Genomic DNA, 25,259 nt, shown 5'->3' on the forward strand with positions numbered 1-25,259 from the left:
GATCGCAAGGCCAAATATCTCCATTCGACGCAAACGAAAACGATCCGGATGGTCCGACGAATTCGCAAGAACTGTCATCGCTCAAATGCGATAGCCCTGAGGGCATGGACTCTCCCCATTGACAAATCCGTCGTTCCAGATCATTTATGCGCCCATGATCACGCACGCGCTCCATAATCGCTCGTATTTTTGGCTGTACCTGTAAGGGGCGGCCGAGACAGATCATATTGTCAACAAGCCGCCGTCAGGCGGCTTTGTTGTATCGGCAGCGTCCTGACGGCATTTTAGAAAAGGACGCAGAACCCTATGCTGGACGATAGCGAAATCTCACTTCTCCGCCCGCCTGTCATCACGATCCGCAATGCGCATCCGCGCGACTTGCCGGAGTTGAACGATATGATCCGGCTGCTCGCCGCCCATCACGGTGATCTCTCGGCGGCGACCCCGGAACAGCTCGAACGCGACCTATTCGGTCCGGTGCCGTGGATCACGGCGCTGGTGGCGGAAGGTGAAAACGGGCTGATCGGCTACGCCATCCTCGTGCCGCTCTACCGGGCGCAGGAGGGCCAGCGCGGCATGGACCTGCATCATCTCTTCGTGCGCGACGGCCATCGCGGCCATGGCATCGGCCAGCATCTCGTCGACCGCGCTCGCGACGTTGCCCGCAAGGCCGGCTGCGGCTATCTCTCCGTCAGCGCCGCGACCGGCAATGTCCAGGCGCACCGCTTCTACGAACAGATGGATTTCAAGGCACGTCCGGTCACCGGAATGCGCTATCTGCACGCGCTCGCATGAGAGCGGTCCACGGCAGGATCGCCGTTGACCTTCCTGTCGTCAGCGTCGATGGCGATCCCGCGTCCAGCGAAGAACCGGTCGAATGTCTCCAGGGGAAGTTCGACATTTTCGCGCGTTGCAGCCTCGTGCCCGGAGGGATTATGAAAACGGATCACGCCTGAGTTGAGCGCCGTTACCAGGACGAGATGTCCGCCCCTTGCCGGCGGCTCGGTCTCCGGCCAGCGGATGGAGTGGTGGACGGAGGCGATGAAAAATTCCGATTGCGTCAGCACTCTATGGCGACGCTCGCCCAACCTATCCCCGAGTCCGTTTTTGATGACATCGCCGCGTTTTCCGGTTTGGACAGCAGCGATGCGGTCCTGGAGATTGGCTGTGGCACGGGACAAGCAACGCAGGGCTTTGCACGCCGTGGCGTTTTTATTCTTGCGCTTGATCCGGGCGCGGAATTGATCGGCATCGCGCGGAAAAACCTCGCGGAATTTCCCAACGTGCGTTTCGCGCAAACCACCCTTGAGGCTTGGCCGGGTGAGGCGACAGCGTTCAAGCTCGTGATGGCCGCGCAGTCCCTGCACTGGGTTGCATCAGAGGTCCGACTTGCCAAATCTGCCGAACAGCTCGCGCCGGGTGGAACGCTGGCTGTCCTTGGAAGTGTGCCCATGCCGTTGGCGCCTCCGCTTGCCGCCGAATTCGCGCGTCTCTATTCACTATACGCACCGTCGCTCTCCGACCCACCGGCGGAGGCTTGGTATCTGCCGGACGGTCCCTTCGCGAAATTGCTCGGCGAGTCCGAATATTTCGAGCCGACAACGCACCGATGCTATCCTTGGAGCCGCATGCAAAGCGCTGCAAGCTATAGCGACCTGCTTCGCACGCTTTCAAGCTACCCGCTTCTGGCGGCGGACCAAAGGGAGGCGCTGCTTGCCGCGCTCGGGGAGACGATCGCCACACATGGCGGAAAGTTCGAGTTGCGATACGAAACGCATCTCTATCTCGCAAAGCGACGCTAAGACAGCCACTCAGCTGCTCACCGCGCCGGCACCGCCTTCAGGTAGGCGGCGATCGCATCGCGGTCCGAGGCCGGCAGGCGGGCGATGTTTTGCTGAACTTCTGTCATCGAGCCGCCGACACTATCGAAATCGGGGGTGAAGCCGGTCTCTAGGTAGTTGGCGATATCGCCAGCGCTCCACCCGCCCAAAGGCTTCGAGCCGGGAGTGATGTCGGGGATGCGACCCTTGCCTTCCGGATTCGGAGCGCCGGCAAGCCACTGGTCCCTCAGAAAGCCGCCAAGTCCGTCGCGCGGGGTGTGGCACTCGCCGCAATGGCCGGGGCCTTCCACCAGATACTGGCCGCGCTTGATCTTATCGTCGGCGTTGGCGATGACAACGCGGGGCTGATCGTTGAAATAGAGGAACTTCCAGCCGCCGAGCGCCAACCTGACGTCGAAGGGGAACGGCAGCTCATGCGGCGGCGCGACGTTGCTGCTCTTCGGCAAGGTCTTCAAGAAACCCCAGAGGTCGTTGATGTCCTGGTCGCTCATGCGGGTGTAAGAGCCGTAGGGGAAAGCCGGATAGAGATGTTCACCGTTTTTGCCGACGCCACGCTTCATGGCGTTGCCGAAATCCGCAAGCGTCCAGTTGCCAAGGCCCGCCTTTTCATCCGGGGAGATATTGGGAACATGAAAAGTGCCGAAGGGGCTGTTCAACGCCAGGCCGCCCGACAGGACCAACTTCGCATCGCCTTGCGCGCCCGGCGCGGCATGACAGCTCGTGCAGCCGCCCGCCCAGAACATTTGTTCGCCGTTCTTGGTATCTGGATCGCCGAGATTTGCCCAATGGCTCGCCGGTAAGGGCGATGGGGCGGCGATGACATAGAAGGCGCCGAAGCCGAAGATGACGAGGCCGACAAGGCAGAGCAGCCACCGGACAAATCGCGCAACCATGCCTCGCACTCCCCATATTGAGCGTGTATCGAGAGATACTAAAATCCGCACCGGCAGCAAAGCCGATGCGGATGCTTAAATCGTTCTTCAGTCGAAGCCGGCCTACGCTTAGTTCTTGGTGATGCGATAGGCCTGGTGACAGGCGCCACAATTGCCGCCGAGGGTTTTCAGCGCCGCGCCGACACCAGCCTGGTCTGCCGGCAACTGCGCGAGCGCGACCTCGGCGTCACTCGAAAGCTTGTTCGCCTTGGCCTTGAAATCATCGAAGTTATCCCAGACCTTGGGATTGACCTCGGTATCGGTCTTGTCGCTGTTCGGCCCGAAGTGGTCGGGGAAAGCCTTGGCGTTTTCGGCGATCGTCATCAGCGCGGCCTTGACGACACCGGCGTCGTAAGGCTTGTCACCCTTGGCGATGGCTCCGAGAGCGCCGGCAGCGCCGCCGACCTTCTTCATCAACGCAATGCGGGAATCATGCGTGCCATCGGCCGCAATGACGGAACCAAGAGCCACGCCGGCCAGGACCGTCGCGGCCACAATCGCTTTCCACTTCATCTATCTCTCCATCCGTGACCTGGACCGCGAAAGCGGCCGGCGCGTTGTTACGGCGCACATATTTGCCGCGTTCCACGCCGGCAATGAAGTCACAAAGTGGTGAGAACTGAGCAAAATCAGTGTCATATTTAAGACATATGCCAGATTTCACGCCGTTTTCCACCCCTCCCAGATGGTGAACATCGAAACCGCAAAGAGAAGCAGCCCTGCGGCCCGGCCCGCGAGGACGGTCGCCCGGGGATTAGCGACCAGCAAATCGCGGCTGCGGCCGGCGGTGACCGCAAGCCCGCCATAGACGGCAAATTGCGTCGCAATGGTCATGAGCCCCATGATGGTCGCCTGGATCCAGATCGGGCCGTAGTCCGGCTTCAGAAATTGCGGATAGACGGCGAGCATAAAAAGATAGGCCTTGGGATTGATCAGGCAGGTAACCGCACCTTGAAGAAAAGCCCGCCAGGCGGAACGACTGCCGGCAGGTCCGTCGTGGCCGACGGTGATCGAACTGCGCATCAGCGTGATGCCGATGAAGGCCATGTAGGCGGCGCCGGCCACGAGCAGCGGATTGAACAGGATCGGCACGAAATGCATCAGCAGACTGACGCCGAGCGCACCGTTTAGCGAATGCACAGCGCCACCGAGCATGATACCGCCGGCGGCAGCAAGGCCGCGATTGCTACCGCCGGTCAGGGAATTGGCAAGCACAAATAGCATGTCCATGCCCGGCACGATGATGATACCAAATAGAAGGAGAAAGTAGAGCCAGAGGTTTTCGCTATAGTTCATGTCAGTTGCCCATCGTCGCTTGCGTGCGATCCGCGGAGGAATGTGTTGATTTTCAAATCGATAGGCAGTTTATGGATCAACCCAACTGACAGGGTGCTGTCAGGAGCCTTCAAATCGCGAGGATGACATGCGCAAGGCGTCGCGCCTGTTCGAGATCATCCAGATATTACGGCTGGCAAAAAAACCGGTGACGGCTGCTGCCATCGCCGAGCGGCTGGAGGTCACAGTGCGTTCCGTTTATCGCGATATCGTCGCGTTGCAGGCGATGCGCGTGCCGATCGAAGGCGGCCGCGGCATCGGCTATATCCTGCGCCCTGGCTTCGATCTACCGCCGCTGATGTTTTCGATCGAGGAGATGGAGGCGATCGTGCTCTCGCTGGCGCTCTTGGAGCGTACCGGGGACAATGAACTGAAACTCGCCGCCAAGCGCGTCAGCGCCAAGATCGCCGGCGCAGTGCCGCAACCGCTTCGCCAGACGCTCGATGCCAATGCCTTGCACGCCTGGGGCTTTGCCGCACCTTCCACCGGCGCCATAGACCTCGCTTTGGTTCGCCGCGCCATTCGCGACGAGGAGAAACTCGAACTCTCCTATCGCGACGAATTGGGCCGCGCCACCGAGCGTGTCATCCGCCCAATCGCACTCATCTATTATGCCGAAACCGCCAACATCGTCGCCTGGTGCGAGTTGCGCCAGGCAATCCGCAATTTCCGCAGCGACAGGATTGAAGGCTGCGAGGCGACGGGACGATGGTTTAAGGGCGAAGGTGATGGACTAAGGCAGGCCTGGGTGAACGGGTGGCAAATAAACACCCCAACCGCGACCGGCTGAGGTGCTACGACATCGAGGATGCGACCGGTATTAGAGGACCATGCCGCCGGAGACTTCGATGCGCTGAGCATTGACCCAGCGGTTGTCCTGCGACAGCAGCGAAGCGATCATCGGGCCGATATCGTCGGGCAGACCGGCGCGGCCGAGCGCCGTCATGGAAGCGACGAGGTTGTTGAGTTCGGGATTGTCGCGAACGATGCCGCCGCTGAAATCAGTCTGGATCGCACCCGGAGCTACCGTGTTGACGGCGATGCCGCGGGAGCCGAGCTCTTTGGCGAGATATCGTGTCAGAACCTCGATCGCCCCCTTCATAACCGCATAGGCCGACGAACCTGGAAAGCTGAAGCGGGCAAGGCCGGAAGAGATATTGACGATGCGGCCGCCATCACCCAGGTGCGGCAACAGCTTCTGCGTCAGAAAGTACACGCCCTTGAGATGGACGTTATAGAGCTTGTCGAACTCAGCTTCCGTCGTTTCCGTGAAAGCGGCGTGATAGCCCATGCCGGCATTATTGACCAGAAAGTCGAAGCGATCGCGACCCCAATTTTGCCGCAGTGCGCGGCTGACTTCGGAGATGAAAGCGTCAAATGAAGCAACGTCGCCGGCATCGAGTTGCAGCGCCACGGCTTTTCTTCCAAGAGACCCGATCTCGGCGACTGCGCCTTCCGCTTCTGCCCGATTTGAGTGATATGTCAGGATGGTATCAACCCCGCGACGGGCGAGATGAATGGCCGTATTTCGACCGAGACCGCGGCTGCCGCCCGTGATAATTGCAATATTTGTCTTTGATTTGTCTGTATTTTCAGTCGTCATCACCGTTTCTCCAAGGAATGTTTTGTGGCGGAAAGTTACGCCCGCCGAGCCCTCTCCTTGAATGCCGGAACTCTCGAATTTCTTGCCTATTCCTCCAACTGTCTTGTCTGGCGCAATCACGCAGCTATGATGACGGCCAAGCAACACTCAGTCCGGAGATTAAGCATGTCGTCCGCCCTTAAGGATGCGCTTATGCAATTCATCGAGGCCAGCGATGGCGACGACACAGGGGTATTTCCGACCGGCATCGACGGCCTTCACATCATGCGGTCGACAAAGCTGAAGATGCCGCATCCGATGGTCTACAAGCCGTCGCTCTGCGTTGTAGTGCAGGGTGCGAAGCAACTGATGCTGAACGACAGGATGATCGACTATGGTGAGATGCAGGCCCTCATCATCAGCATCGAGCTGCCGGCATCCGGCCGGGTGATTGAGGCAAGCGCTGAGGAGCCTTACATCGCCATCTCCCTCGAATTCGATGTCGGCATGATGCGCGAGGTGATGGAGCAACTCGATGTGCCGCCAAAGCCGACAGGCGGGACAGGCCTCGGCATCTTTGTCGAGGACCTCGGTCAGCCTCTTGCCGAGTGCCTGGTGCGATTGACCAGCCTTCTGGCGACACCGAGAGCTGTTCCGGTGCTCTATCCGGCGATCATGCGCGAAATCTGTTACTGGATGCTCACCGGCCCGAATGGCGGTGAAGTCTGCAAGCTGGTTCTTCCGGACAGCCAGACGCGCCGCATCGCCGACGCCATTCACCTGCTGCGCAACAACTTCACTCAGCCGATGCGTATCGAGCAGCTTGCCGACGCCGCGCGCATGAGCCCCTCCTCATTCCACCAGCATTTTAAAACGCTGACCTCGATGACACCGTTGCAATATCAGAAGCAGATGCGGCTGCTGGAGGCCCGCCGCCTCATGGTCGCCGGCAGTGCCAACGTGGAGAATGCAGCCTATCAGGTCGGTTACGAAAGCGCCTCGCAGTTCAGTCGGGAATACGCCCGCATGTTCGGCGCGCCGCCGAAGCGGGACGTGGCGCAGATGCGAATGGCAGCGGAATGAGCATCGGCGCTAGAGGGCAACAGCGGTCACCAGCAAAATAAACGCCAGCAATCCCAAGGCAGCGCGCGCGGCATGCGACCATTCCCAGCGGTCGCGCAGCATGGTCCAGTCCGGTTTGACGGCGGTCTCGGTCCGACGACCACCAAATGGATCATGCGAGAAGAAACCCGCGCCTAGCCCTTTGAGCTCGATATCTTTGAGCCAGAAATTGTTTACTGGCTGTACGAGCAACCAGAAAACGGCGTGCATGGCAGCCATAGCGGCAAAGGCAGCAGCAGATAGCCAGAACGCGACCGTGCTGATTGGCGTCAAGAACAGAACATGTAGGATCAAAAGAACACCTACCGGCTCGGTAACACCGCCGATCGTAAATCCTGGATAATAGATCCGCTGGACCGTCAGATAGTCTTCTTTCGACAGTCGCATTTTTCCGGGCAGCTCCAGCAAATGCGCCAGTGCCATCGCCATGGCGACGGCGACGACTAAGATTGTCAGGATTTGCAATGTCGGAAACATCAGCTCTGCCTCGTAGCGGACCCTCCCGTCCCTAAACCTTCAAAGGTGCGGATCGTTCCCTATAGGCTCAAATGCCCGAGATCTCGTTAAGCACCTTGCAGCGTCAGCAGCCTGCTTTCCTCGCGTCCAAATCCCGCAATTTCCAGCCGGTCTTCGTACACCGACACAATTGAATAAGCGTTGCTGTCCTCGGTATCGACCATGCCTTTGAAGTTCAAGAAATAGGTGCCGTCCATGACACCGAAATTGCCTTCGTGGTTATGGCCGCTGAGATAGGCGACGACGTGATCATGTTCGGCGAGCAGCGTCAGCATACGATCGCTGTCGAGAGCGTTATGCGAATTCCTGGGGAAAATCGGGTAGTGGTTCATGACGATCGTCTTCTCGCCTGCAACTTTTGCCTCAAGCAGTTTGGCAGCGAGCCAGGTATATTGCGTATCGCTAACAGCAGCATTCCAGCGATGCGAGTTTGGCGCGCCGGCCTCATGCAATGCCTTCATCAGCGCCTTGGCCTCTGCCCGGCGCGGATCGCCCTCCGGCGGCGCGAAGAGGCTGATCTCATTGCCGTCCAGCGCGATGAAACGATAGCCGGCATGGGCAAAGTCATAAAAGGCCGACGGCATGCCGAGACGGTTTGCAACTTTGGTCAAATGCTCCGCCGCGACCGCAAAATCGTGATTGCCGAGCAGGAAATGCCGTTCGTGCCGCAAGGTCTCGTAGACGGGCAAAACCGCATCGAAGCTCTCCCAGCCGCCGTCGATAATATCCCCGAGGGTGACGACGAAGGCGAGATCATGCCGGTTGAATTCGGCAATCGCCTCCGCAAGCTTGGCGAGGCTCTTGGCCGGGTAGCGGTTAAGGGAAAAATTGGGTTCCAAGGCGGCATATTGCGGATCGGCGACGACACCGAAACGGAAGAGCGGGGCAGACGGAGACAGCATGTAGCCTCCCTTGGGCTAGCAGGAATGAAAACACCCGACGCCTGGACAGCGCCGGGTGCAAAAGCAAGCCTAGACAGCAAACTTACTTCGTGGCGGCTTCGTAACGTTCCAGGACGTAGTCCCAGTTGATCAGGCTATCGATGAAAGCTTCGAGATATTTCGGGCGCAGATTGCGGTAGTCGATGTAGTAGGAATGTTCCCATACGTCGACGCCGAGGATCGGCGTGGCGCCATGAACGAGCGGGTTTTCGCCGTTTGGGGTCTTGGAGATCTCCAGCTTGCCGTTCTTCACGGAAACCCAGGCCCAGCCGGAACCGAACTGGGTGGCGCCAGCAGCGGCGAAATCGGCCTTGAACTTGTCGTAACCGCCGAGGTCGGAGGCGAAGGCTGCTTCCAGCTTACCGGGTAGCTTGTTGCCGCCGCCGCCCTTCTTCATCCACTTCCAGAAATGGATGTGATTGTAATGCTGGGCAGCATTGTTGAAGAGGCCGGCGTTGGTGCCGAAGGACTTCTTCACGATCTCTTCGAGAGAAAGATCAGCAAGACCTGCTTCCGCAGCGAGCTTGTTGCCGTTGTCGACGTAAGCCTTGTGGTGCTTGTCGTGGTGATACTCGAGAGTTTCACGCGACATGAAAGGGGAAAGCGCTTCGTAATCATAGGGAAGTTCAGGCAATTCGAAAGCCATGGTCATATCTCCTCTTGGCAATAGATTGCGTCGGCAGGTGATCGGGAACATAGGAGGGGACGCAGTGAAGGGCAACCGGCGGCGTGGCAAAAAATCATGAGGTCGAGGAAAATTTACCCTTGTTTGCGCTGCAATTTTTGCCGCTCCTGACATGGGGACGCGAATGGTGAAAAAAACGATCAAATCGAGCCATGGTGAAGCGCAAGCGAAGCGGTTAGGATTCCCTGCCATATCCCCCGATTTTCAAAGATTGCCCATGATCATCGCCTGCCTGCATACCGCCGAAAGCAACATCGCCATCTATGAGGGTGCTGCAAAGCAGCTAGGTCTTCCGACCGACTGTCTTCTGCACCATGTCCGCGCCGATCTTCTCTTCGCCGCTGAGCGGGCGGGCGGACTGACGCCCGAAATCGAGGCGGAAACGGCTGCAGTCATTCTGCGCCTCGCCCAGGATGCTGATGCCGTGGTGCTCAATTGCTCGACCCTCGGACCCGCTGCATCGTTAGCGGCGGACAGATGTGAGGTACCTATTGTCAGAGCGGACTGCGCGCTCGCTGAATACGTCGGGAAGTCTTGCGGTAAAGTCACCGTCCTCTGCACAACCGAGACGACCATCGCCCCAACGACCGAACTCTTCGAAGAAGCGGCCAAGACCACGGGCGCCGAGATTGATGTCCGCCTGATCTATGGCGCATGGGTGCTGTTCCGGGCCGGCAAACAGGAGGCTTATCTGGCAGGGATCGCCGAGGCGGCGGAGGCAGCCTATCGTGAAGGGGCCAAGACGGTGGCCTTCGCGCAAGCCTCGATGACCGGAGCGGCCGCCCTATTGGCTGACGACTATCCGCGGCCGCTGGCCAGTCCGACCGCGGCATTACAGGCGGCGATGACGGCAATAACCGCGCGCTGAACCAAGACGCAGTCCGGACTCGCGGCTTCAACACGGAATGAAGGCAGTCATTCACTCATTGACAGCCTACCAACTAGTAGGTTATGGATTCAGGCGTGGAGGACCGAGGAGGAGCCGAAAGCGTCCATGGCTCGCCTCTTTAGCCTACCTACTAGTCGATACACAAAGGAAACCGATTATGCCCGCTCCTCTCTCCTTGCTCGGCGAACTCCATACCGCCATCAGCGTCGTCCCGATCGCCGCAGGGCTCTATAGCTTTGCGAAGCATGGCGGCATCCAACCGCAGATGCGATCGGGACAGATCTATCTTGGTGGATTGGCGCTGTCGGTGGTGACCTCCTTCGGACTTTCCTCTACAGGCGGGTTCAACCCGGGACACGCGCTCGGAATTGTGGCTATACTGGTGGCATCAGGTGCAATTCTAGTGGAAAGGATAAGCTTTCTTGGTCGACTGCGGGCTTATCTGAAGGCGTTCGGCCTGTCTTTCACCTATTTCCTGCTCTGGGTTCCCGGCATCAACGAAACGCTCTCGCGGCTGCCGCCGTCGCATCCGATCGGCAACGGTCCGGATTCGCCGCCGGTACAGACGGCCTTGCTCGCCTGGGTGATCCTGTTTGCTGCCGGCAGCCTCCTGCAGGCCTGGACGATCCATCGCGGCCATGCGCTATCCCGAGCTCGGGCCTAGCGCGAACGAACGGGCCGGCTATCGCGCTGGCCCACTCCTTCCTAAACATTGCGTCCGAAATAGACATTTACCTCGGCGATCCTGTCGCCGGTAAAGCGGATCATCTCCATATTGCGAAAGCTGCCTCCGTCCATCTTTTCGGCGCGATAACCAACGATCACCTCGTCGCGGTCGGGTACCAGATGTTCGATATGAATGGCGCGAAAGACCTTCTCCTTCGGCCAGCAATTCTTAAAATATTGGTCGCGGTCGATGTGATCGTCACGCGGGCTGGAAAAGGTAAAATCGCTGGTCAGCATCGGGCCGACGACATCAGGATGTTGTGCGACATAGGCGGCATATAGCCGCCGCACCGTGTCGCAACGGGCATTATCAAGAGTGCTCATGGTGCATCTCCTCTCTATCCGGCCACCGCTTTGAATGTGGATCCGGCCGTCGGCAATCCGATTGCAAAATGCAATCAGTTTTATATCATGAGACGAAGGAACCGACAAGGCGCTTTGCCGGCTTGGCATCGACTGTGGAGTGGTCCAGACTATCGCTGTTGTGGACATCAGCAGGAAGCCGCCGTCATGCCCGAGGCTCAGCAAATATTGGATAGGTTGCGCCGCCTGGCGGGCAAGGACAACCGCCCGGCCACCATGCCGGTTGGCGAAAAAAGCTACTCCGCGCTTTTCACCTTCGTTACCCGGCAGCGCGAGCGTATTGGCGGCTCGACCTTTTCCCAGGTCTCGATCGTCGCTCTTGTCGAAGGCTTCAAGGATGTGCTGAGCATGGGGCGCCATCGGCGCTTTCCTGCCGGCACGGTGCTGGTCTTGCCCGCCGGCTGGCGCGGCGATGTCGTGAACGACCCTGATCCGCAGAGCGGCGTCTATCGCGCCATCTTCATTAGCTTCCCCGACCAATTGGTGCGCCGCGCTCTCAGGGCCTTTGAGCCGGGGCGCGTGGCGTCGCAGGTCGACCTGCCGCTCGATCCGGTACTCGCCGCAGCTATCCATCATGCCGGCGAAGGGATCGCGTCTGGCGAATTGCCAACGGCGCTGATCGAGCATCGCCTGATGGAAGTGCTGATGGTGCTCGGCATCCGCGGCGCCCTGCCGGCATCGCCCGAAACGACGGCCGAGGCGGTGCGCGCGCTGGTGCGCTGGCAGCCGGACCGAGCCTGGACCGCCGACCTCATTGCTGCCGAACTCGGCACCAGCAACGCAACGCTGCGACGGCGCCTGTCGCAGGAAGGCTCGTCGCTGCGTGAAGTGATGGCAAGCGAACGCGTGGCCCTGGCAACCACGCTTTTGACAGAAGATGGACTGTCGCTGCGCGAGGCAGCGCTTGCCACCGGCTATCGTTCACCCCGCCGCTTTGCCGAACGACTACGCAACGCTTGAGCGTTGTCGGACGAAATTTGAGCGTTTGCGCGCGCCAGAGCGCCAGGACGATCTGTTAGACCCTGCCCAATGAGAGCTCAAAAGGCTGAAACACGAAAGGGCAAGACCATGCGAAACATTCCCATCTCCTCGGAGCTATCGCCGCCATCGCAACACTTGCAGCCGGCCGGCCGGCATTCGCTGCTGATCTCAAAGTCACATTCGATAAGAGCGATGGCCGTATGCTGTTGCCGGAAAACGCGTCCTGTATTGCTACGGCGAACGGCAAGTCAGCGCCTGGGCCGAACAAGAGCCTCGCGCTGTCGTGGTCAAAGGGGCCGACAGGTACGCGCTCCTACGCGCTGACGATGGTCGACCCTGATGTGCCGGCCGATTTCTCATTATTCAACAAGGATAACAAGAGCATTCCCAAGACGTTCAAGCGGATCGAATTCGTTCATTGGGTGCTCGCCGATATCCCGGCCTCGCTGACCAAACTTCCGGAAGGCGCCGATGGCGATGGTCCTCCGGAGGCCGGATTACCGCTCGAACGCACCGCCCACGGCAGGCGGGGACAGAATGGCGCAGGCGGCGGCTCCTTGGCGAATGGGCCGCATGGGGGTTATATGGGTGCCTGTCCGCCCTGGAACGACGAACGGGTCCATAGCTATCACGTCACTGTCTATGCACTCGATGTCGACCGGCTCAAACTGCCCGATCTCTTCACCCGCGCTGATCTGCTTGCCGCGACGAAGGGACACGTCCTCGCGTCGGGCAGCCAGGAACTATTTTATACGACGAATGCAAAGGCCAAGAGATGACTGTTCAGACAAGATGGGATGCGGCCGCGCCGGCTGAGCCGGAAACAGCTTATTGGATGCGGAATCTGATCATCTGCCTCCTCGGCTCCTTCACCACTATCGTGGCGATGACGCTTTTGCTTCCCTTCCTGCCCCTCTATGTCGAAGAACTTGGCGTCATCGACAAGGCCGAAACCGTGCAATGGTCCGGCATCGCCTATGGCGCCACCTTCTTTGCCGCTGCCTTCGTCGCGCCGCTTTGGGGCAGGCTCGGCGATATTTATGGCCGCAAGCTGATGCTGGTGCGCGCGAGTCTCGGCATGACCGTGGCCATCTCGCTGATGGGGATGGCGGGCAACGTTTGGGAATTGGTAGCGCTGCGAATGTTCACCGGGCTTGCCGGCGGTTATGCCTCTGGCTCGATGGTCCTGGTGGCGACCCAGACGCCGAAACATCGCTCGGCCTGGGCGCTTGGGATGCTGTCCTCCGGCGTCATGGCCGGCAATCTGGTCGGACCGCTGATCGGCGGCGCGCTGCCGCCTGTCATTGGCATTCGCCGCACGTTCCTGCTCGCCGGCGGTGTGATCTTCTTGACGTTCCTGGCGACCACCTTCCTGATCAAAGAAGAGAAATCGCCGGCGCGGAAGAAGGCGGCGAAGGCAAGCCGCAGCTGGGCTTCCATCCCTGACAAGCGGCCCGTTGTCGCGATGTTATCGATCGGGCTGTTGCTGATGCTTGCCAACATGTCCATCGAACCGATCATTACCGTCTACGTCGCGCAATTCGTCGATGATGCACATGTCACGATGGTTTCGGGTCTGGTCATGGCCGTTGCCGCGCTCGGCAGCATCCTTTCAGCCTCCTGGCTCGGCAAGCTTGCCGACCGCATCGGCCATTGGACCGTGATCATGGCAGCTCTTGCGGTCGCCTCGCTGCTGTTGATCCCACAGGCGTTCGTAACGGCGGCCTGGCAATTGATTGCATTGCGTTTCCTGATGGGTATTGCGCTCGGCGGCCTACTGCCGTGCATCACCGCCGTTATCCGTCATAATGTGCCGGATGCAGCAGCCGGCGGTATTCTCGGCCTGGCCACCTCCTCGCAATTCGCTGGTCAGGTGGTCGGCCCCGTCATGGGCGGCTTCGTCGGCGGCCACATCGGGATGCGCGCCGTGTTTCTCGGTACCTGCGTGTTGCTGGCGATCGGCGCGGTCTATTGCTGGTGGGTCAGCCCGAAAGAGGAGACGGCCCCATAGGGGACGCGTCAATCACTTCCGACGTCACGTCACCACGTCAATCCGAACAGCATCGAATAAATGACGAACCCGGTCGCCGCGATGACACAGAGCTGCAAAAACAGCCTGTAATAGTCGAAAACATAGACAGAAGCGGGAATAGAAATTTTCATGGCGGCCTCCTCGGTGATTTTGCCGACCAACGTCATTTTACCACAAATACCACTTTCGCATCGCCTAATTTAACTACTTCCGACCGCAGATGAGATCGACGCCGGAACGAGCGAGTGCCTCCAGCGTCTCGCGCGTATCGCCTGCGCGCGCGCGCACGGCGAGCGAATGCATCACAGCGGAAGCAAGTCTTGCGAGGGTCGCCGGATCGGCATCCGTCGGGAGTTCGCCCCGCTCCACCGCAAGCTCCATCCGTTCCTTGATCGCGTCGTCGAAGTCATTGAGGCTGCGGCCCAGCACCTCCCGTATACGGGCATGCTGAATGGCCTCCGCTGTTGCGGTGCTGATCAGAAAGCATCCGCGTGCCGCGGTATCGCCGTGCAGATATATTTTCAAAGCTCTGGCATAAACGCTCGCTAGGTTCTCCCGCAGCGGCAAAGCTGGATCGAGAGCTTCCGACAGCACATCCATGCTGTCTTCGCGATAGTCCTCCAAGGCATCCAGATAGAGCTCTTCCTTGTCGCCGAACGCGCCGTAGAGGCTCGGTCGATTCAGCTTCGTCGCAGCACTCAGCGTATCAAGCGAGGCCGCGGAAAATCCCTTGTCCCAAAAAACCTCCCGCGCCCGCCCGATCACCGTCTTGGCATCAAAGGCACGGGGGCGGCCCTGCTTTTTCTCGCTCTTCATATTTTATACCGTTTCGCATAAAAATCTTGACCGAGCGAATTTTATGCGAGATGGTACAAATGTTCAACGGATATTAGCGCGAAGCTTCATGCCTGCGCCGAGAAGGAGAGAGACCCGATGAAACTCTATATGCACCCTGCTGCATGCTCCCTGTCGCCGCACATTGTTTGTCGGGAACTCGGTCTCGAAATCGAGCTAATCGAAGTCGATCGTAAGACGCATCGGACGAATTCGGGTGACGACTACCTTGCCATCAACGGCAACGGTTACGTACCGGCCTTGATGCTGGATGACGGCAGCGTACTGACCGAGGGGCCCGCGATCGTGCAGCTCCTCGTGGAACGCTCGCCGGAAGGATCACGTCTGTTTCCGAAGGCCGGGACCTACGCCCGCAGCCAAGTGCAATCCTATCTGAACTTCGTCACCTCCGAGCTGCACAAGCCGATGGCGATGTTGTTCAACTCCGCTTACGAAGGCGCCCATGCCGGCATCCATGAGCTGGTGTGCAAACGGCTGGATTGGTTGAACAGCCGGTTTGCCGGCGCCTATCTAACCGGCAACAATTTCACGATCGCCGACGCCTATCTCTTCGTCTGCCTGAATTGGTCGCCCTGGATCAAGTTCGACCTCACCCGCTGGCCGGCGTTACATGGGTTCATGGCCCGCGTCGGCGCAAGACCAAAAGTCCGCGAGGCGCTCCAGGAAGAGGATCTCGAAGCATTCGAGGCCGATGGCATCTTCTTCGCGCCGCAGTCCTACATCGACTCTGCCGGTCGTTCCGGAACGCCGGTGCGGCCGTAAAGTCCTCTTGGAATTCCTCGGGCCGAGCTTGAACGGCCCTGCCCCTTTTTGCTGCCGTGCGCTTTGCCTAAGCTCGGCGCGTTCGTCGCTGCAATCGATTCACGGGAATCGATTGCTCGGGCAAAGCCCGATCACTCTTCGCTGGCGCTCCGTCCATAAGCCCAGTCCATGTAGAGCTCCAGCGCCTTGCGGGCGATCGGACCCTGTTGGAATTCGCGGTCATCGAGGCGGTTAACGGAGACGACCTTGGAGTAGTTACCGGTGGTGAAAATCTCGTCGGCAGCCATGAATTGCTCAACAGAGAGTGTCTCCTCACGCACATCGAAACCTGCCTGGCGCAACAGACCCATGACGCGGGCTCGCGTGATGCCGGCGAGGAAGGTGCGGTTGGCGACCGGCGTGTAGATAACACTGTCCTTCACCATGAAAACGTTGGAAGATGCAGTCTCGACGACATTGCCGTTTACGTCGCGCACCAGCGCATTGTCGAAGCCGCGCTTTCTCGCCTCCAGAATCATGCGGCCGCTGTTCGGATAAAGCGAACCGGTTTTGGCGTCGGTCATCGCGGTTTCCGGCGACGGGCGGCGGAAGGGCGAGACAGTGAGAGTCACGCCGCCATGACCACCGAGCGGTGCTTCGAATAGGCACAACGCGAATCGAGTCGATTCCGGATCGACAGCAACGACGCTGCCGGGCGAGCCATGCTCGCCCCAATACATGGGCTTGATATAGATCGGGATCTTGCCGTCGAATTTCTTGACGCCTTCCAAGGCGAGCGCCTCGATGTCCTCGGCCGTCTTGAGTGGCTTCAGGCCCATCGCGAGCGCAGAGCGGTTGATGCGCTGGCAATGGAGGTCGAGATCGGGTGCGATGCCGTCGAACCAGCGCGCACCGTCAAACACGGTCGAACCCAGCCACATGGCATGCGAAGTCGGGCCGATCAGCGGCGGATTACCGGAAAGCCATTCTTCATCGACATAGGTCCAAGTTGCTGTGCGGGGGGATGTATCGACGACCATGATGAGCTCCTCCTGAAAGCGGGAAGAAAATGCCCATGCAACCTGGAGGTCAAGCCGAAAATTCGATCCAAAATCCATTCGCAACAAAGCACCGGAAGCCGCATTCCCCGCGCAATTTTCATGCGCCGAAACAATAGCTTGACGAATGGGTAAACCAGGAAAAATGATGGAACATGCCAATAGCAGCAGGATAGGCGGGATTCAGATGAGAGCTATGTATTATGAGGCCTTTGAGGCCAAGCCGGATATTCGCACCCTCCCCGATCCCACGCCAGGGGAAGACGGGGTCGTCATCGCCATCGGCGCGACAGGACTTTGCCGCAGCGATTGGCATGGCTGGATGGGCCATGACCCTGACATCAAGCTGCCGCATGTGCCCGGCCATGAACTGGCCGGCAAGGTGGTGGCGACCGGCCGGGGCGTCGTTCGCTTCAAGGTTGGCGATCGCGTAACCGTGCCGTTCGTTTCCGGCTGCGGCCACTGCGCCGAATGCCATTCCGGCAATCAGCAGGTCTGCCCGAACCAATTCCAGCCCGGTTTCACCCATTGGGGTTCCTTTGCCGAATATGTGGCGATTGATTATGCCGACACCAATCTTGTGCATTTGCCCGAGACGATCGACGATGCGACGGCGGCAAGCCTCGGCTGCCGTTTCGCCACGTCGTTTCGCGCAGTTGCCGATCAGGCCAGAACGCGGCCGGGAGAATGGATCGCCGTGCACGGCTGTGGCGGCGTCGGGCTGTCTGCAATCATGATCGCGAGCGCGCTCGGCGCAAATGCCATCGGCATCGATATTTCCGACGAGAAGCTGGCTTTCGCACGCGATTGCGGCGCCGTCGCAACGATCAATGCGGCCAGCGTCGCCGATGTCGCGGAGGCCGTGCGCGAAATTACTAAGGGCGGCGCGCATGTGTCGATCGACGCGCTCGGCCATCCAGTCACCTGCTTCAATTCGATCAAGAATCTGCGCCGCCGAGGCAGGCATGTGCAGGTCGGCTTGATGCTCGGCGAACATAAGGCGCCACAGATCCCGATGGCGCAGGTGATCGGCCATGAGCTGGAAATCTATGGCAGCCACGGCATGCAGGCCTGGCGCTACGACGCGATGCTGGACATGCTTGCCGCGGGAAAGATCGCCCCGCAAAAGCTGATCGGGCGCAGGATCAGCCTGGAGGAAGCCGTGCCGGCGCTGATGGAGCTGACCAAGGCGGAGGGTGCGGGCATCAGCGTCATTACACGTTTTTAGGCATCCTTTCCCCTCCGGAAGAGGTAGGCGAGAACGCTCCCCTTTCATTGATCGACGCGATGCCGCTGCTATCTTTGCCGAGGGGCAGACATAGGAGGGGAATTCCATGACAGTGCGGTTCATCCTATCAATTGACGGCGGTGGTATTCGCGGGCTCGTTCCGGCGCTGGTCGTTGCCGACCTCGCGAAGCGGCTCAACGGCCTGCCGATGCACAAAGCCTTCGATCTGATCGCCGGCACGTCGACGGGCGCCATCATCGCAGCCGGGCTCACCTGCCCGCACCCTTCCGGCAACGGCGACGCCGCTTGCGTGCCGGACGATCTGGTCAATCTCTACGCCAAAGAGGGACAGGATATTTTCGGCACAACGCTGCTGTCGAAAATCATCAATCTCCGCGGACTGACGGAAGAGCGCTACGATGCCACGCCATTGGAAACGAAGCTGCAGGCTCGGTTGGGAACCGCCGAGATCGCCGCCGGACTGACCAAAGTGCTGATTACGGCTTACAACATCAAGGCGCGCCAGGCGCTGATCATGTCCAACTCCGACGATCAAAACAGCCATTTCCGCTTTTGGCAGGCCTGTCGCGCCACTTCCGCCGCGCCGACTTATTTCGAGCCGGCGCTGATCGAAAACTTCGCGAAAGCCGCCGATGATCCCGACCGCTTGGTCCCCTTGGTCGACGGCGGCGTTTTCGCCAATGATCCTATTCTGGCAGCCTATGTCGAAGCGCGCAAAATGGGCTGGGAGAAAAGCCGCGACTCTGTCTTGGTTCTGTCGCTCGGCACCGGTCAGCAGAATAGGCCGATCCCCTATCAACAGGCAAAGAGCTGGGGTGCGCTCGGCTGGATCAACCCGGCGAACGGCACGCCGCTGATTTCTGTTTTGATGCAAGGGGAAGCATCGACCGCCTCCTATGAGGCCAATTCCCTGCTCAACCCTGTCGGGACGAAAATGATTGATGGTTCGACACAGGTCACGTCGGGCAATGTCGGCAAGCTTGCCTATTTCCGCATCGATGGCCCGCTCGTCGGCGCCAACGACGAAATGGACGATGCATCAGCCGGCAATATCGCGGCTCTGACGAACGTCGCGCAGCAATTCATCATCCGCAATACGGCAGCGTTGGACGAGGTAGCGAAACGGATCCTGGCGGCGAAGGGAAAATAAACGGCATCGCCAGCGGACCATCGATCGCATCTCCAAACTGGTGGACGCCGATCGCATCGATGATGCCGACCGCTACTCCACGCTTGCCGGCTTCATTCTCTGGCGGCTGCGCCATTTGCCGCATGAGGGCGAGAACTTCACATCTGGCAATCTCACCTTCGAGGTGATCAAACTCGCCGGGCGCAATATCGACAAGGTCCGGATTGTCCGGATGGAATATCCAATCTGATGAAGAGGATTTTATCATGGCGTGGTCTGCCGGCCAGTATGTGAAATTCGAAGATGAACGCACACGCCCAGTGCGCGATCTCCTGGCGCAGGTGCCGCTGGAGCACATCGACCGTGCCATCGATCTCGGCTGCGGGCCCGGCAATTCGACGGAAATGATCGTGGAGCGCTACGGCGCAATTGGCGTCTCCGGCCTCGATAGCGACGAAGACATGCTGCAGGCGGCCCGCAAGCGCATGCCCGGCACGGAATTCGTCAAGGCCGATCTGGCCACTTGGCGGCCGGAAGAACCTGTTGATCTGCTTTTCGCCAATGCCGTCTTCCAATGGCTGCCTGATCACCTCGACATTTTCGAGCGGCTGATGGACGGGCTCAAGCCAGGCGGCGTGCTCGCCATCCAAATGCCGGACAATCTGACCGAACTCAGCCACCTCATGATGGAGGAAACCGCGAAAAACGGCCCCTGGAGTGAGGCTTTCGCGAAAAGGAGCGTACGCCGCAGTCCCCTGCCCTCGCCATCGGTTTATTACAACCGCCTGATCGGTAGGTCGGCGCGCCTCGACATCTGGCACATCAACTACAATCACCCGTTGGAAAATGCCGCGGCCATCGTCGAATGGGTCAAGGGCACGGGCCTGCGCCCCTACCTCGATCATGCCGGCGCCGAGTACCGCGAAGCCTTCACGGCCGACTATCTCGCACGCATCGAAAAGGCCTATCCCCCGTTGGCCGATGACAAGGTCTTGCTGCGGTTTCCGCGGCTGTTCATAATCGCCGTGAAGAAGTAAGGCCCCTTTAGCATTTATGCCGCGGGGGCGCCGGCTGACGGGATCGCATCTCGGATCGCAACCCCTTTCGAAAAGCGATTCCGGTTTGCGCGATCTTGGGTTAGAACATCTTTGCCCAAGCACGAACGCAGCCGCTGAAGGAGAAGATGAATGTCGTCCAAAAACCTGATCTCCCAACCTCAGACGGAGGTGCATTCATGACCGGCTTCACCGTCCCCCCCGCTCCGCCGCTGACGCTCGTCATCTTCGGTGCAACCGGCGACCTGACGCGCCGGTTGCTGATGCCAACGCTGATCAACATGACTAAGGCGGGCATGTTGGGCGACGATCTGCGTGTGCTCGGCGTCAGCATCGAACCTGGCGGCGACGAGTTCCTGGTCAAGCATCTTGACACCTTCCTCGCCGCCAACGGAATGCAGCAAGCGCAGCAGAGCGACGCCTGGCAAAGGTTGAAGACACGCATCTCGTATATTTCCGGAGACTTCACCCAGGGCGCAATCTATCAGGAAATCAGCAGGCGGCTGCAGCGTGCGCCGAGCGCCAATGCCGCCTTCTATTTTGCCGTGCAGCCGCGATTTTTCGGCGACATCACCAGCCGTCTCGCCGAGCATGGGCTTCTTGACGAAACCGCCGGCGTCTTCCGACGCATCGCTATTGAAAAACCGTTCGGCCATGACCTCGCATCCGCGCAGATGTTAAACGCGACGCTTCTGCATAGCGCGGACGAGAGCCAAGTCTATCGCATCGACCATTTCCTCGGCAAGGAAACGGTGCAGAACATCATGACGACGCGCTTTGCCAACATGATGATCGAAGCACTGTGGAACAACAACTACGTCGACCATGTGCAGATCACAGCGGCGGAGTTTGTGGACGTCGGTACGCGCGGCAAGTTCTACGACGCGACGGGTGCTTTGCGCGATATGGTGCCGAACCATTTGTTCCAGCTTCTTGCCATGGTGGCCATGGAGCCACCGAACAGCTTCGACGCAGAATCCGTCCGCAACGAAAAGGGCAAGGTGCTAAAGGCGCTGCGCCACTATTCGCAAGAGGAGGCGGCGAAAAACGCGGTGCGCGGCGCTTATACCGCCGGGCCGCTCGACGGCAAAGATCTGCTGGCCTTCACAGAGACGCCCGATGTCGCGCCAGACAGCAATACCGAAACCTACGTCGCGCTGAAACTTTACGTCGACACCTGGCGTTGGGCAGGCGTGCCCTTCTATCTGCGAACGGGCAAGGCCTTGAGGGCGCGTGACACTGAAGTCGTCATCACCTTCCGGCAGGTGCCTTTCGCGCAATTTCCCCGCGCGCCCTCGCGACCGGACTTGCCGCCGAACAAGCTGATCATTCAGGTGCAGCCGAACGAAGGACTGCAGATGGGCATCTCCATCAAATCGCCGGGGTTGGTACTGAAGACCGCACCGATCGAGCTCGACTTCCGCTATGCCGATCATTTCGACATCAGCCATCAGACGGGCTATGAATCGCTGCTCTACGAACTCTTCCTTGGCGACCAGACCCTGTTCCAGCGCGCCGACAGCATCGAGGCTGGCTGGGCCGCCGTGCAACCCTTTATTGATCTCTGGGCCGCCAATGGCAGCAAACCCGATCCCTATGCGCCGGGGAGCATGGGACCGGCCTGTGCGGACGAGCTCATCGGGCGCGACGGCCGCGTCTGGCATAAGATTGGAGACGATTGAGGCGTAAAGCGGAAGGCAGCGCGCTCCTATCCTCCGGCAAAGGCTACCTCCAGCCCCACGCCCATAAAGGCTCGGTCTTCAGTACCGCGCTGACCATGGCCAACACTCCATCGCGTCGGCCAGAGCAAACGTTCGAGCCCCGTGGCGGAGGCGCCGTCCAAGGAGGTCCATAGCGGATTGCCATGGGGGCGGTATAGCAGGCCGCCAGGTCCCATGCCGGCATGCAGAGCGATCTCGATGTCGAAAGCCTCCCCTACCGCAAGATCGGGTCCGAACCAGTAATGCGGGCTGCGGCCGGGCTCACCGCCGAGGATCAAGGTTAGGGTTTGCCGTGCACCGCGTAAACCGACCCAGAGCGGGGCGATGGCATCGGAATTGAACGCAGAGAAGAGGGTTTGGGCCGGCGGATGTACCGCCTCCGGCATATGGCCCGATATTCGCAATTCGATGACGCGATCACTGTTCATCGGGCCGGTAAAGCCGGCCGGATGCATCCCGGTCGATAGGGTTTGCCAGCTTTCAGGGTCGGCTGGCTTGAAAGGCCATTTCAATCGTTCACGGACAACACCGTCTGTATCCAGCACCTGATAGCGAAAGCTGTCCGCATCGAGCGCCGCCTGGATGCAATGAAGATATTCCACGCCCTCCGGCATTCTATGCGCGGTACCCGCGCCGGCGGTACAAAGCTGCAGGACGCCGTGATAAACTTGGACGTCGAAGGCGAGGATATGGCTGCAGACATAGGCGAGAACATCCGCCTCGACCAGAATGTCCCAAAACCGACTGGCGTGATCCCGACCGATCTCTCGCTGATACGATCCGGAAAATCCGTTGATTGGGAAAACCGGGTGATGGCCGAGGACGATCTTATGACGCGCGTCGCCGTGCTGTTTCAGCGTCGCCTCCAGCCACTCCGTCTCGACATGGCCCTCGCCGCCGAGCCTGGTCCATAGCGTATGGACGAAGACCAGAAGGAGATCACCGCGACGCACCCAGTAAGATAGCCCTTCCTGGCCAGGGGGCCCGTTTTCCGGAAGCCGGAGGACCTCGCGAAAGACCTGCTCGCTCATTTCGTCATAGGTGGTGTGGTTGCCCGTCGTGTGCCAAAGCGGCGTCTTTTGACGATCGAGCCAGCCCATTTCATGGTCGAACCAATGCCGCCATTGCGCCCTCAGAGCCGCCGGATCGGCGGTCAGGCCGATGATTTCGTCGCCCGGAAACAGGACGAATTCCGGTGGCGGATCAAGTCGGCGCAGAACAGCGTTGACGGCAGCAAAGGTTTTCTCGTGCAGTCCGCCCTGAACCCCGGAACAGGAATCACCATAAAGCACGAACTGGTGCCCGGGCCCGTTCGGCAAAAGAGAAGGAATAATGTTCGCAGACATGGGACAGCTTGCAACCTGCTGCATGATCAAACAAAAAAGCCCCCGCGACCAGACCGCCGGGCGCTCGTTGCCAATGACAGCATATTACAGGAGCTGGCTCAACCCCAGCACGTAGCAATCAATTCGTCGTTGCTGATTTCGCACAACTTACAGCAGCAATGGTATTATTGTCTGAATTCTGAACTCTCTCTAAGGACGGCATAGCCGGTCGCTCCCCGCATAGATAGTTGGATCAATAACCATCAGTGATGCGCCTGTTGGGTGATTTAGGCCAGCTTGCCAGATGTCCTACTTGAAAGCGGCCGGAACGTATATTCGGTGCCATCAATGGTTACGACCTTCGAGTTTGGAAAGAAATCCGAGGCGCCCGAACAACCAACCGGCCCGCATAAGTATAAGGGCTGCCAAAAACCGCTTCACATATTCCCTCTGATCTTAAAAAATTAGGCTTCAACTGCAGCGCACGCCGGACGTGCGCTTTTTCTGCCGATAAAAGGAATACATCATATGCGACGTACAGCAGAAATAATCTCAACCCTAAGAAATCCTACGTTTGGCCATTACAAACATGGAGTGTGAAGTGTTGCGGCTTTTTGCATCGCATACGAAAACCCGCGGACATGCCGCGTGGTTTTGTCAGCAATAACAGTTGGTTACAGGAACTGGCTCAATCCCGGCACGGAGTTGACGACCTCATCGACCACTTCATCGCCAGCATGTTCGCGGGCGGTCGCAATGGTTTCCCTGGCGAGCGAAGAAATTTCGCCCATGTTGAGGCCGCTGCTCATGAGGGACTGGCCAAGCGCCATGAGGCCACCACCTGCGCCAACGGCGTTGAGGAGGCCGCCGAGCAGACCCCCACCGGAGGTTTCTTCGCCATTGTATTGCGCCACCAGATCAGAAGCACCGGGGATGGCGTCGATCATCTTGGTGACAGGGCCATCCGGCGCTTCGCGCTGAAGGAAGCCAAGCATCATGCCAACGGCTTTCTCCGCAATATCGGGGGAAATGCCGGCTTTCGTTGCGATCTGATCAATAATCTCGTTCATTCTGGCCTCCTACCTGTTACCTATGACGTTAACGTCACCGCAATTGAATGCGCCCGCCGACTCGAGCCGTGCCGGGTTGTGCCCGACTCTACCGGAAGCATCACCATGAAGCGAGCGGTTGTCCCCATTCAAGTCTCTTCTTATAACAGCGTCAGGACAAATCAATGAACAGCCCCTGGCAATCTGTTGAAGGTTGCTGTGCCGCCGCCCAAAGGGAGACGACACCTCATGCCGCGGCAAGACGGACAGATTTTCCTCGGCGCCAGTCGCAATCCGGACAACAGCGTCAAGAAGGACGAATATCTGACACTACCTGCAGTGTCACCGTCTTGCCCGTGCCGGTCGCACCGGTGACAAGACACCATGGCGGTTGCCGAATTTCACCGGAAACCGTGCTCGCCCAGCTTGGCAACCGCGTCCAGCATGCGTTGCGCGCCTACTCGCCGCGCGAACAGAAGGCAGTACAGACGGCCGCCGAAACCTTCCGACTCAATCCCGCCTTCGATTGCGCTGAGGTCATCACCACGCTCGGCACCGGCGAAGCGCTGGTCCCCATGCTTGAGGGCAAGGGAGCGCCCTCGATTGTCGAGCGCACCTTGATCCGCCTGCCGTCCGGCCGCATTGGTCCGGTGAGCGATGCCGAGCGCCAGGCGGTCATCAATGCCAGCCCGGTCGCCGGCCTTTATGACCAGACGGTCGATCGCGAATCCGCGTTCGAAATCCTCGCCGCTCGCGCCCGCAAAGCGGTCGAACAGGATGCCGCCAAACAGGACAGCGGCAGCGCCGGCGGCCGCTGGACATTTCCCGGCTTGGACGGTGACAATGATAAGCCGGCAAGCCGCGGCCGTTCCGTCTACCAGCGCGAGACGGTCATGGAAGCAGCGGTGAAAAGTGTCGCGCATACGGTCGCAACGCAGGTCGGGCGGGCGTTGGTTCGCGGGCTTCTGGGTAGCTTGAAGCGGTAAAGGCTTGCTCTCACTCGAAGGTCGGCCACGAGCTTACATGTTGATGTTTATCTTCGCAAATTCGCGGGTTGAATTGTTGCGACGGAGGTTCCCTGCGTGTCATTGAGGCCGATTTTGTCGCGAAACCAAGCGTAGCGCGAAAAGCT

The 25,259-nt window shown here is 59.4% G+C and carries 28 protein-coding genes and 3 pseudogenes; 16 read left to right on the forward strand and 15 right to left on the reverse strand.

Going from position 1 to position 25,259, the window contains the following annotated elements; genetic code table 11:
- Positions 1 to 306: 306 nt before the first annotated feature.
- Entirely contained in the window at positions 307 to 795 is a 489-nt protein-coding gene (locus PY650_RS18700; protein ID WP_285880984.1) for a GNAT family N-acetyltransferase, read from the forward strand.
- 41 nt (positions 796 to 836) lie between these two features.
- On the opposite strand, the pseudogene PY650_RS18705 reads toward PY650_RS18700, so the two are convergent.
- Positions 837 to 1,055, reverse strand: a pseudogene (locus tag PY650_RS18705) (hypothetical protein); the annotation flags it as partial.
- On the opposite strand from PY650_RS18705, the gene PY650_RS18710 reads away from it, so the two are divergent.
- A complete protein-coding gene (locus PY650_RS18710; protein WP_285880986.1) occupies positions 1,056 to 1,802 on the forward strand; it encodes a class I SAM-dependent methyltransferase in 747 nt (248 codons plus the stop codon).
- A 17-nt stretch (positions 1,803 to 1,819) separates the two neighbouring features.
- Here the strand turns inward: PY650_RS18710 and PY650_RS18715 are convergent, their stop codons facing one another.
- The 3 genes from PY650_RS18715 to PY650_RS18725 form a co-directional block, all read right to left on the reverse strand.
- Positions 1,820 to 2,734, reverse strand: coding sequence for a cytochrome c (locus PY650_RS18715; protein ID WP_285880988.1), 915 nt, complete (start codon positions 2,732 to 2,734; stop codon positions 1,820 to 1,822).
- A gap of 108 nt (positions 2,735 to 2,842) precedes the next feature.
- The gene (locus tag PY650_RS18720) at positions 2,843 to 3,286 is read right to left on the reverse strand and encodes a c-type cytochrome (protein WP_285880991.1); all 444 of its coding nucleotides are present in this window, start codon (positions 3,284 to 3,286) and stop codon (positions 2,843 to 2,845) included.
- A gap of 147 nt (positions 3,287 to 3,433) precedes the next feature.
- The gene (locus PY650_RS18725) at positions 3,434 to 4,069 is read right to left on the reverse strand and encodes a LysE family translocator (RefSeq protein WP_285880992.1); all 636 of its coding nucleotides are present in this window, start codon (positions 4,067 to 4,069) and stop codon (positions 3,434 to 3,436) included.
- 127 nt (positions 4,070 to 4,196) lie between these two features.
- Between PY650_RS18725 and PY650_RS18730 the strand changes: the two genes are divergently transcribed.
- Complete coding sequence (locus PY650_RS18730; RefSeq protein WP_285880994.1) at positions 4,197 to 4,898, forward strand: helix-turn-helix transcriptional regulator; 702 nt, start codon at positions 4,197 to 4,199, stop codon at positions 4,896 to 4,898.
- 30 nt (positions 4,899 to 4,928) lie between these two features.
- Here the strand turns inward: PY650_RS18730 and PY650_RS18735 are convergent, their stop codons facing one another.
- A complete protein-coding gene (locus PY650_RS18735) occupies positions 4,929 to 5,711 on the reverse strand; it encodes an SDR family NAD(P)-dependent oxidoreductase (RefSeq protein ID WP_285880995.1) in 783 nt (260 codons plus the stop codon).
- 165 nt (positions 5,712 to 5,876) lie between these two features.
- On the opposite strand from PY650_RS18735, the gene PY650_RS18740 reads away from it, so the two are divergent.
- Positions 5,877 to 6,773, forward strand: coding sequence for an AraC family transcriptional regulator (locus PY650_RS18740; protein ID WP_285880997.1), 897 nt, complete (start codon positions 5,877 to 5,879; stop codon positions 6,771 to 6,773).
- Positions 6,774 to 6,782: 9 nt separating this feature from the next.
- Here PY650_RS18740 and PY650_RS18745 read toward each other — a convergent pair whose 3' ends face one another.
- From PY650_RS18745 to PY650_RS18755, 3 genes are all read right to left on the reverse strand, one after another.
- A complete protein-coding gene (locus PY650_RS18745) occupies positions 6,783 to 7,289 on the reverse strand; it encodes a DUF1772 domain-containing protein (RefSeq protein WP_285880998.1) in 507 nt (168 codons plus the stop codon).
- A gap of 86 nt (positions 7,290 to 7,375) precedes the next feature.
- Positions 7,376 to 8,230 (reverse strand): metallophosphoesterase, encoded by an 855-nt coding sequence (locus tag PY650_RS18750; protein WP_285880999.1) that lies wholly within the window; start codon positions 8,228 to 8,230, stop codon positions 7,376 to 7,378.
- Positions 8,231 to 8,312: 82 nt separating this feature from the next.
- Entirely contained in the window at positions 8,313 to 8,915 is a 603-nt protein-coding gene (locus tag PY650_RS18755; RefSeq protein WP_120703556.1) for a superoxide dismutase, read from the reverse strand.
- 256 nt (positions 8,916 to 9,171) lie between these two features.
- Between PY650_RS18755 and PY650_RS18760 the strand changes: the two genes are divergently transcribed.
- A complete protein-coding gene (locus PY650_RS18760; protein WP_285881000.1) occupies positions 9,172 to 9,822 on the forward strand; it encodes an aspartate/glutamate racemase family protein in 651 nt (216 codons plus the stop codon).
- Between the two features lie 178 nt (positions 9,823 to 10,000).
- Positions 10,001 to 10,507, forward strand: a complete 507-nt coding sequence (locus tag PY650_RS18765; RefSeq protein WP_285881001.1) for a hypothetical protein — start codon at positions 10,001 to 10,003, stop codon at positions 10,505 to 10,507.
- A 41-nt stretch (positions 10,508 to 10,548) separates the two neighbouring features.
- Here the strand turns inward: PY650_RS18765 and PY650_RS18770 are convergent, their stop codons facing one another.
- Positions 10,549 to 10,893, reverse strand: a complete 345-nt coding sequence (locus PY650_RS18770) for a nuclear transport factor 2 family protein (protein WP_285881003.1) — start codon at positions 10,891 to 10,893, stop codon at positions 10,549 to 10,551.
- A 186-nt stretch (positions 10,894 to 11,079) separates the two neighbouring features.
- Between PY650_RS18770 and PY650_RS18775 the strand changes: the two genes are divergently transcribed.
- The 3 genes from PY650_RS18775 to PY650_RS18785 all read left to right on the forward strand — a co-directional run bounded on the left by PY650_RS18775 (position 11,080) and on the right by PY650_RS18785 (position 13,924).
- Complete coding sequence (locus PY650_RS18775) at positions 11,080 to 11,892, forward strand: helix-turn-helix domain-containing protein (protein WP_285881004.1); 813 nt, start codon at positions 11,080 to 11,082, stop codon at positions 11,890 to 11,892.
- Positions 11,893 to 12,113: 221 nt separating this feature from the next.
- Positions 12,114 to 12,692, forward strand: coding sequence for a YbhB/YbcL family Raf kinase inhibitor-like protein (locus tag PY650_RS18780; RefSeq protein WP_285881007.1), 579 nt, complete (start codon positions 12,114 to 12,116; stop codon positions 12,690 to 12,692).
- Complete coding sequence (locus PY650_RS18785; protein WP_285881009.1) at positions 12,689 to 13,924, forward strand: MFS transporter; 1,236 nt, start codon at positions 12,689 to 12,691, stop codon at positions 13,922 to 13,924. The genes PY650_RS18780 and PY650_RS18785 overlap by 4 nt, the downstream gene beginning before the upstream one ends.
- Positions 13,925 to 13,953: 29 nt before the next feature.
- On the opposite strand, the gene PY650_RS18790 is transcribed toward PY650_RS18785, so the two are convergent.
- Both PY650_RS18790 and PY650_RS18795 read right to left on the reverse strand, forming a co-directional pair.
- Entirely contained in the window at positions 13,954 to 14,076 is a 123-nt protein-coding gene (locus tag PY650_RS18790) for a hypothetical protein (RefSeq protein ID WP_285871638.1), read from the reverse strand.
- 73 nt (positions 14,077 to 14,149) lie between these two features.
- Positions 14,150 to 14,761: a TetR/AcrR family transcriptional regulator gene (locus PY650_RS18795; RefSeq protein WP_285881010.1), complete on the reverse strand. Its 612-nt coding sequence runs from the start codon at positions 14,759 to 14,761 to the stop codon at positions 14,150 to 14,152.
- A gap of 117 nt (positions 14,762 to 14,878) precedes the next feature.
- Here PY650_RS18795 and PY650_RS18800 point away from each other — a divergent pair, with 117 nt between their 5' ends.
- Positions 14,879 to 15,562: a glutathione S-transferase N-terminal domain-containing protein gene (locus PY650_RS18800; protein WP_285881011.1), complete on the forward strand. Its 684-nt coding sequence runs from the start codon at positions 14,879 to 14,881 to the stop codon at positions 15,560 to 15,562.
- A 131-nt stretch (positions 15,563 to 15,693) separates the two neighbouring features.
- Here the strand turns inward: PY650_RS18800 and PY650_RS18805 are convergent, their stop codons facing one another.
- Complete coding sequence (locus tag PY650_RS18805; RefSeq protein WP_285881012.1) at positions 15,694 to 16,581, reverse strand: branched-chain amino acid aminotransferase; 888 nt, start codon at positions 16,579 to 16,581, stop codon at positions 15,694 to 15,696.
- Between the two features lie 205 nt (positions 16,582 to 16,786).
- On the opposite strand from PY650_RS18805, the gene PY650_RS18810 reads away from it, so the two are divergent.
- The 5 genes from PY650_RS18810 to zwf all read left to right on the forward strand — a co-directional run bounded on the left by PY650_RS18810 (position 16,787) and on the right by zwf (position 21,714).
- Positions 16,787 to 17,827 (forward strand): zinc-dependent alcohol dehydrogenase family protein, encoded by a 1,041-nt coding sequence (locus PY650_RS18810; RefSeq protein ID WP_285881013.1) that lies wholly within the window; start codon positions 16,787 to 16,789, stop codon positions 17,825 to 17,827.
- 106 nt (positions 17,828 to 17,933) lie between these two features.
- Complete coding sequence (locus tag PY650_RS18815) at positions 17,934 to 18,998, forward strand: patatin-like phospholipase family protein (RefSeq protein WP_285881014.1); 1,065 nt, start codon at positions 17,934 to 17,936, stop codon at positions 18,996 to 18,998.
- A 28-nt stretch (positions 18,999 to 19,026) separates the two neighbouring features.
- Positions 19,027 to 19,227 (forward strand): transporter associated domain-containing protein, encoded by a 201-nt coding sequence (locus PY650_RS18820; protein ID WP_285881092.1) that lies wholly within the window; start codon positions 19,027 to 19,029, stop codon positions 19,225 to 19,227.
- A gap of 16 nt (positions 19,228 to 19,243) precedes the next feature.
- Positions 19,244 to 20,014, forward strand: a complete 771-nt coding sequence (tam, locus tag PY650_RS18825) for a trans-aconitate 2-methyltransferase (RefSeq protein ID WP_285881015.1) — start codon at positions 19,244 to 19,246, stop codon at positions 20,012 to 20,014.
- 197 nt (positions 20,015 to 20,211) lie between these two features.
- Positions 20,212 to 21,714, forward strand: coding sequence for a glucose-6-phosphate dehydrogenase (zwf, locus tag PY650_RS18830; protein ID WP_285881016.1), 1,503 nt, complete (start codon positions 20,212 to 20,214; stop codon positions 21,712 to 21,714).
- A 26-nt stretch (positions 21,715 to 21,740) separates the two neighbouring features.
- Here the strand turns inward: zwf and PY650_RS18835 are convergent, their stop codons facing one another.
- The 3 genes and pseudogenes from PY650_RS18835 to PY650_RS37415 all read right to left on the reverse strand — a co-directional run.
- Positions 21,741 to 23,099: a metallophosphoesterase family protein gene (locus tag PY650_RS18835; protein ID WP_285881018.1), complete on the reverse strand. Its 1,359-nt coding sequence runs from the start codon at positions 23,097 to 23,099 to the stop codon at positions 21,741 to 21,743.
- Between the two features lie 653 nt (positions 23,100 to 23,752).
- Positions 23,753 to 24,148: a hypothetical protein gene (locus PY650_RS18840; protein WP_285881019.1), complete on the reverse strand. Its 396-nt coding sequence runs from the start codon at positions 24,146 to 24,148 to the stop codon at positions 23,753 to 23,755.
- 301 nt (positions 24,149 to 24,449) lie between these two features.
- Positions 24,450 to 24,532 (reverse strand): annotated as a pseudogene (locus tag PY650_RS37415) (helicase HerA-like domain-containing protein); the annotation flags it as partial.
- Between PY650_RS37415 and PY650_RS18845 the strand changes: the two are divergent.
- Positions 24,532 to 25,113, forward strand: a pseudogene (locus tag PY650_RS18845) (helicase HerA-like domain-containing protein); the annotation flags it as partial. The pseudogenes PY650_RS37415 and PY650_RS18845 sit on opposite strands and share 1 nt — an antisense overlap.
- Positions 25,114 to 25,259: the final 146 nt, after the last annotated feature.

The organism is Martinezella calliandrae (assembly GCF_030272695.1).
In the GTDB taxonomy this organism is placed as follows: Bacteria; Pseudomonadota; Alphaproteobacteria; order Rhizobiales; family Rhizobiaceae; genus Rhizobium; species Rhizobium calliandrae.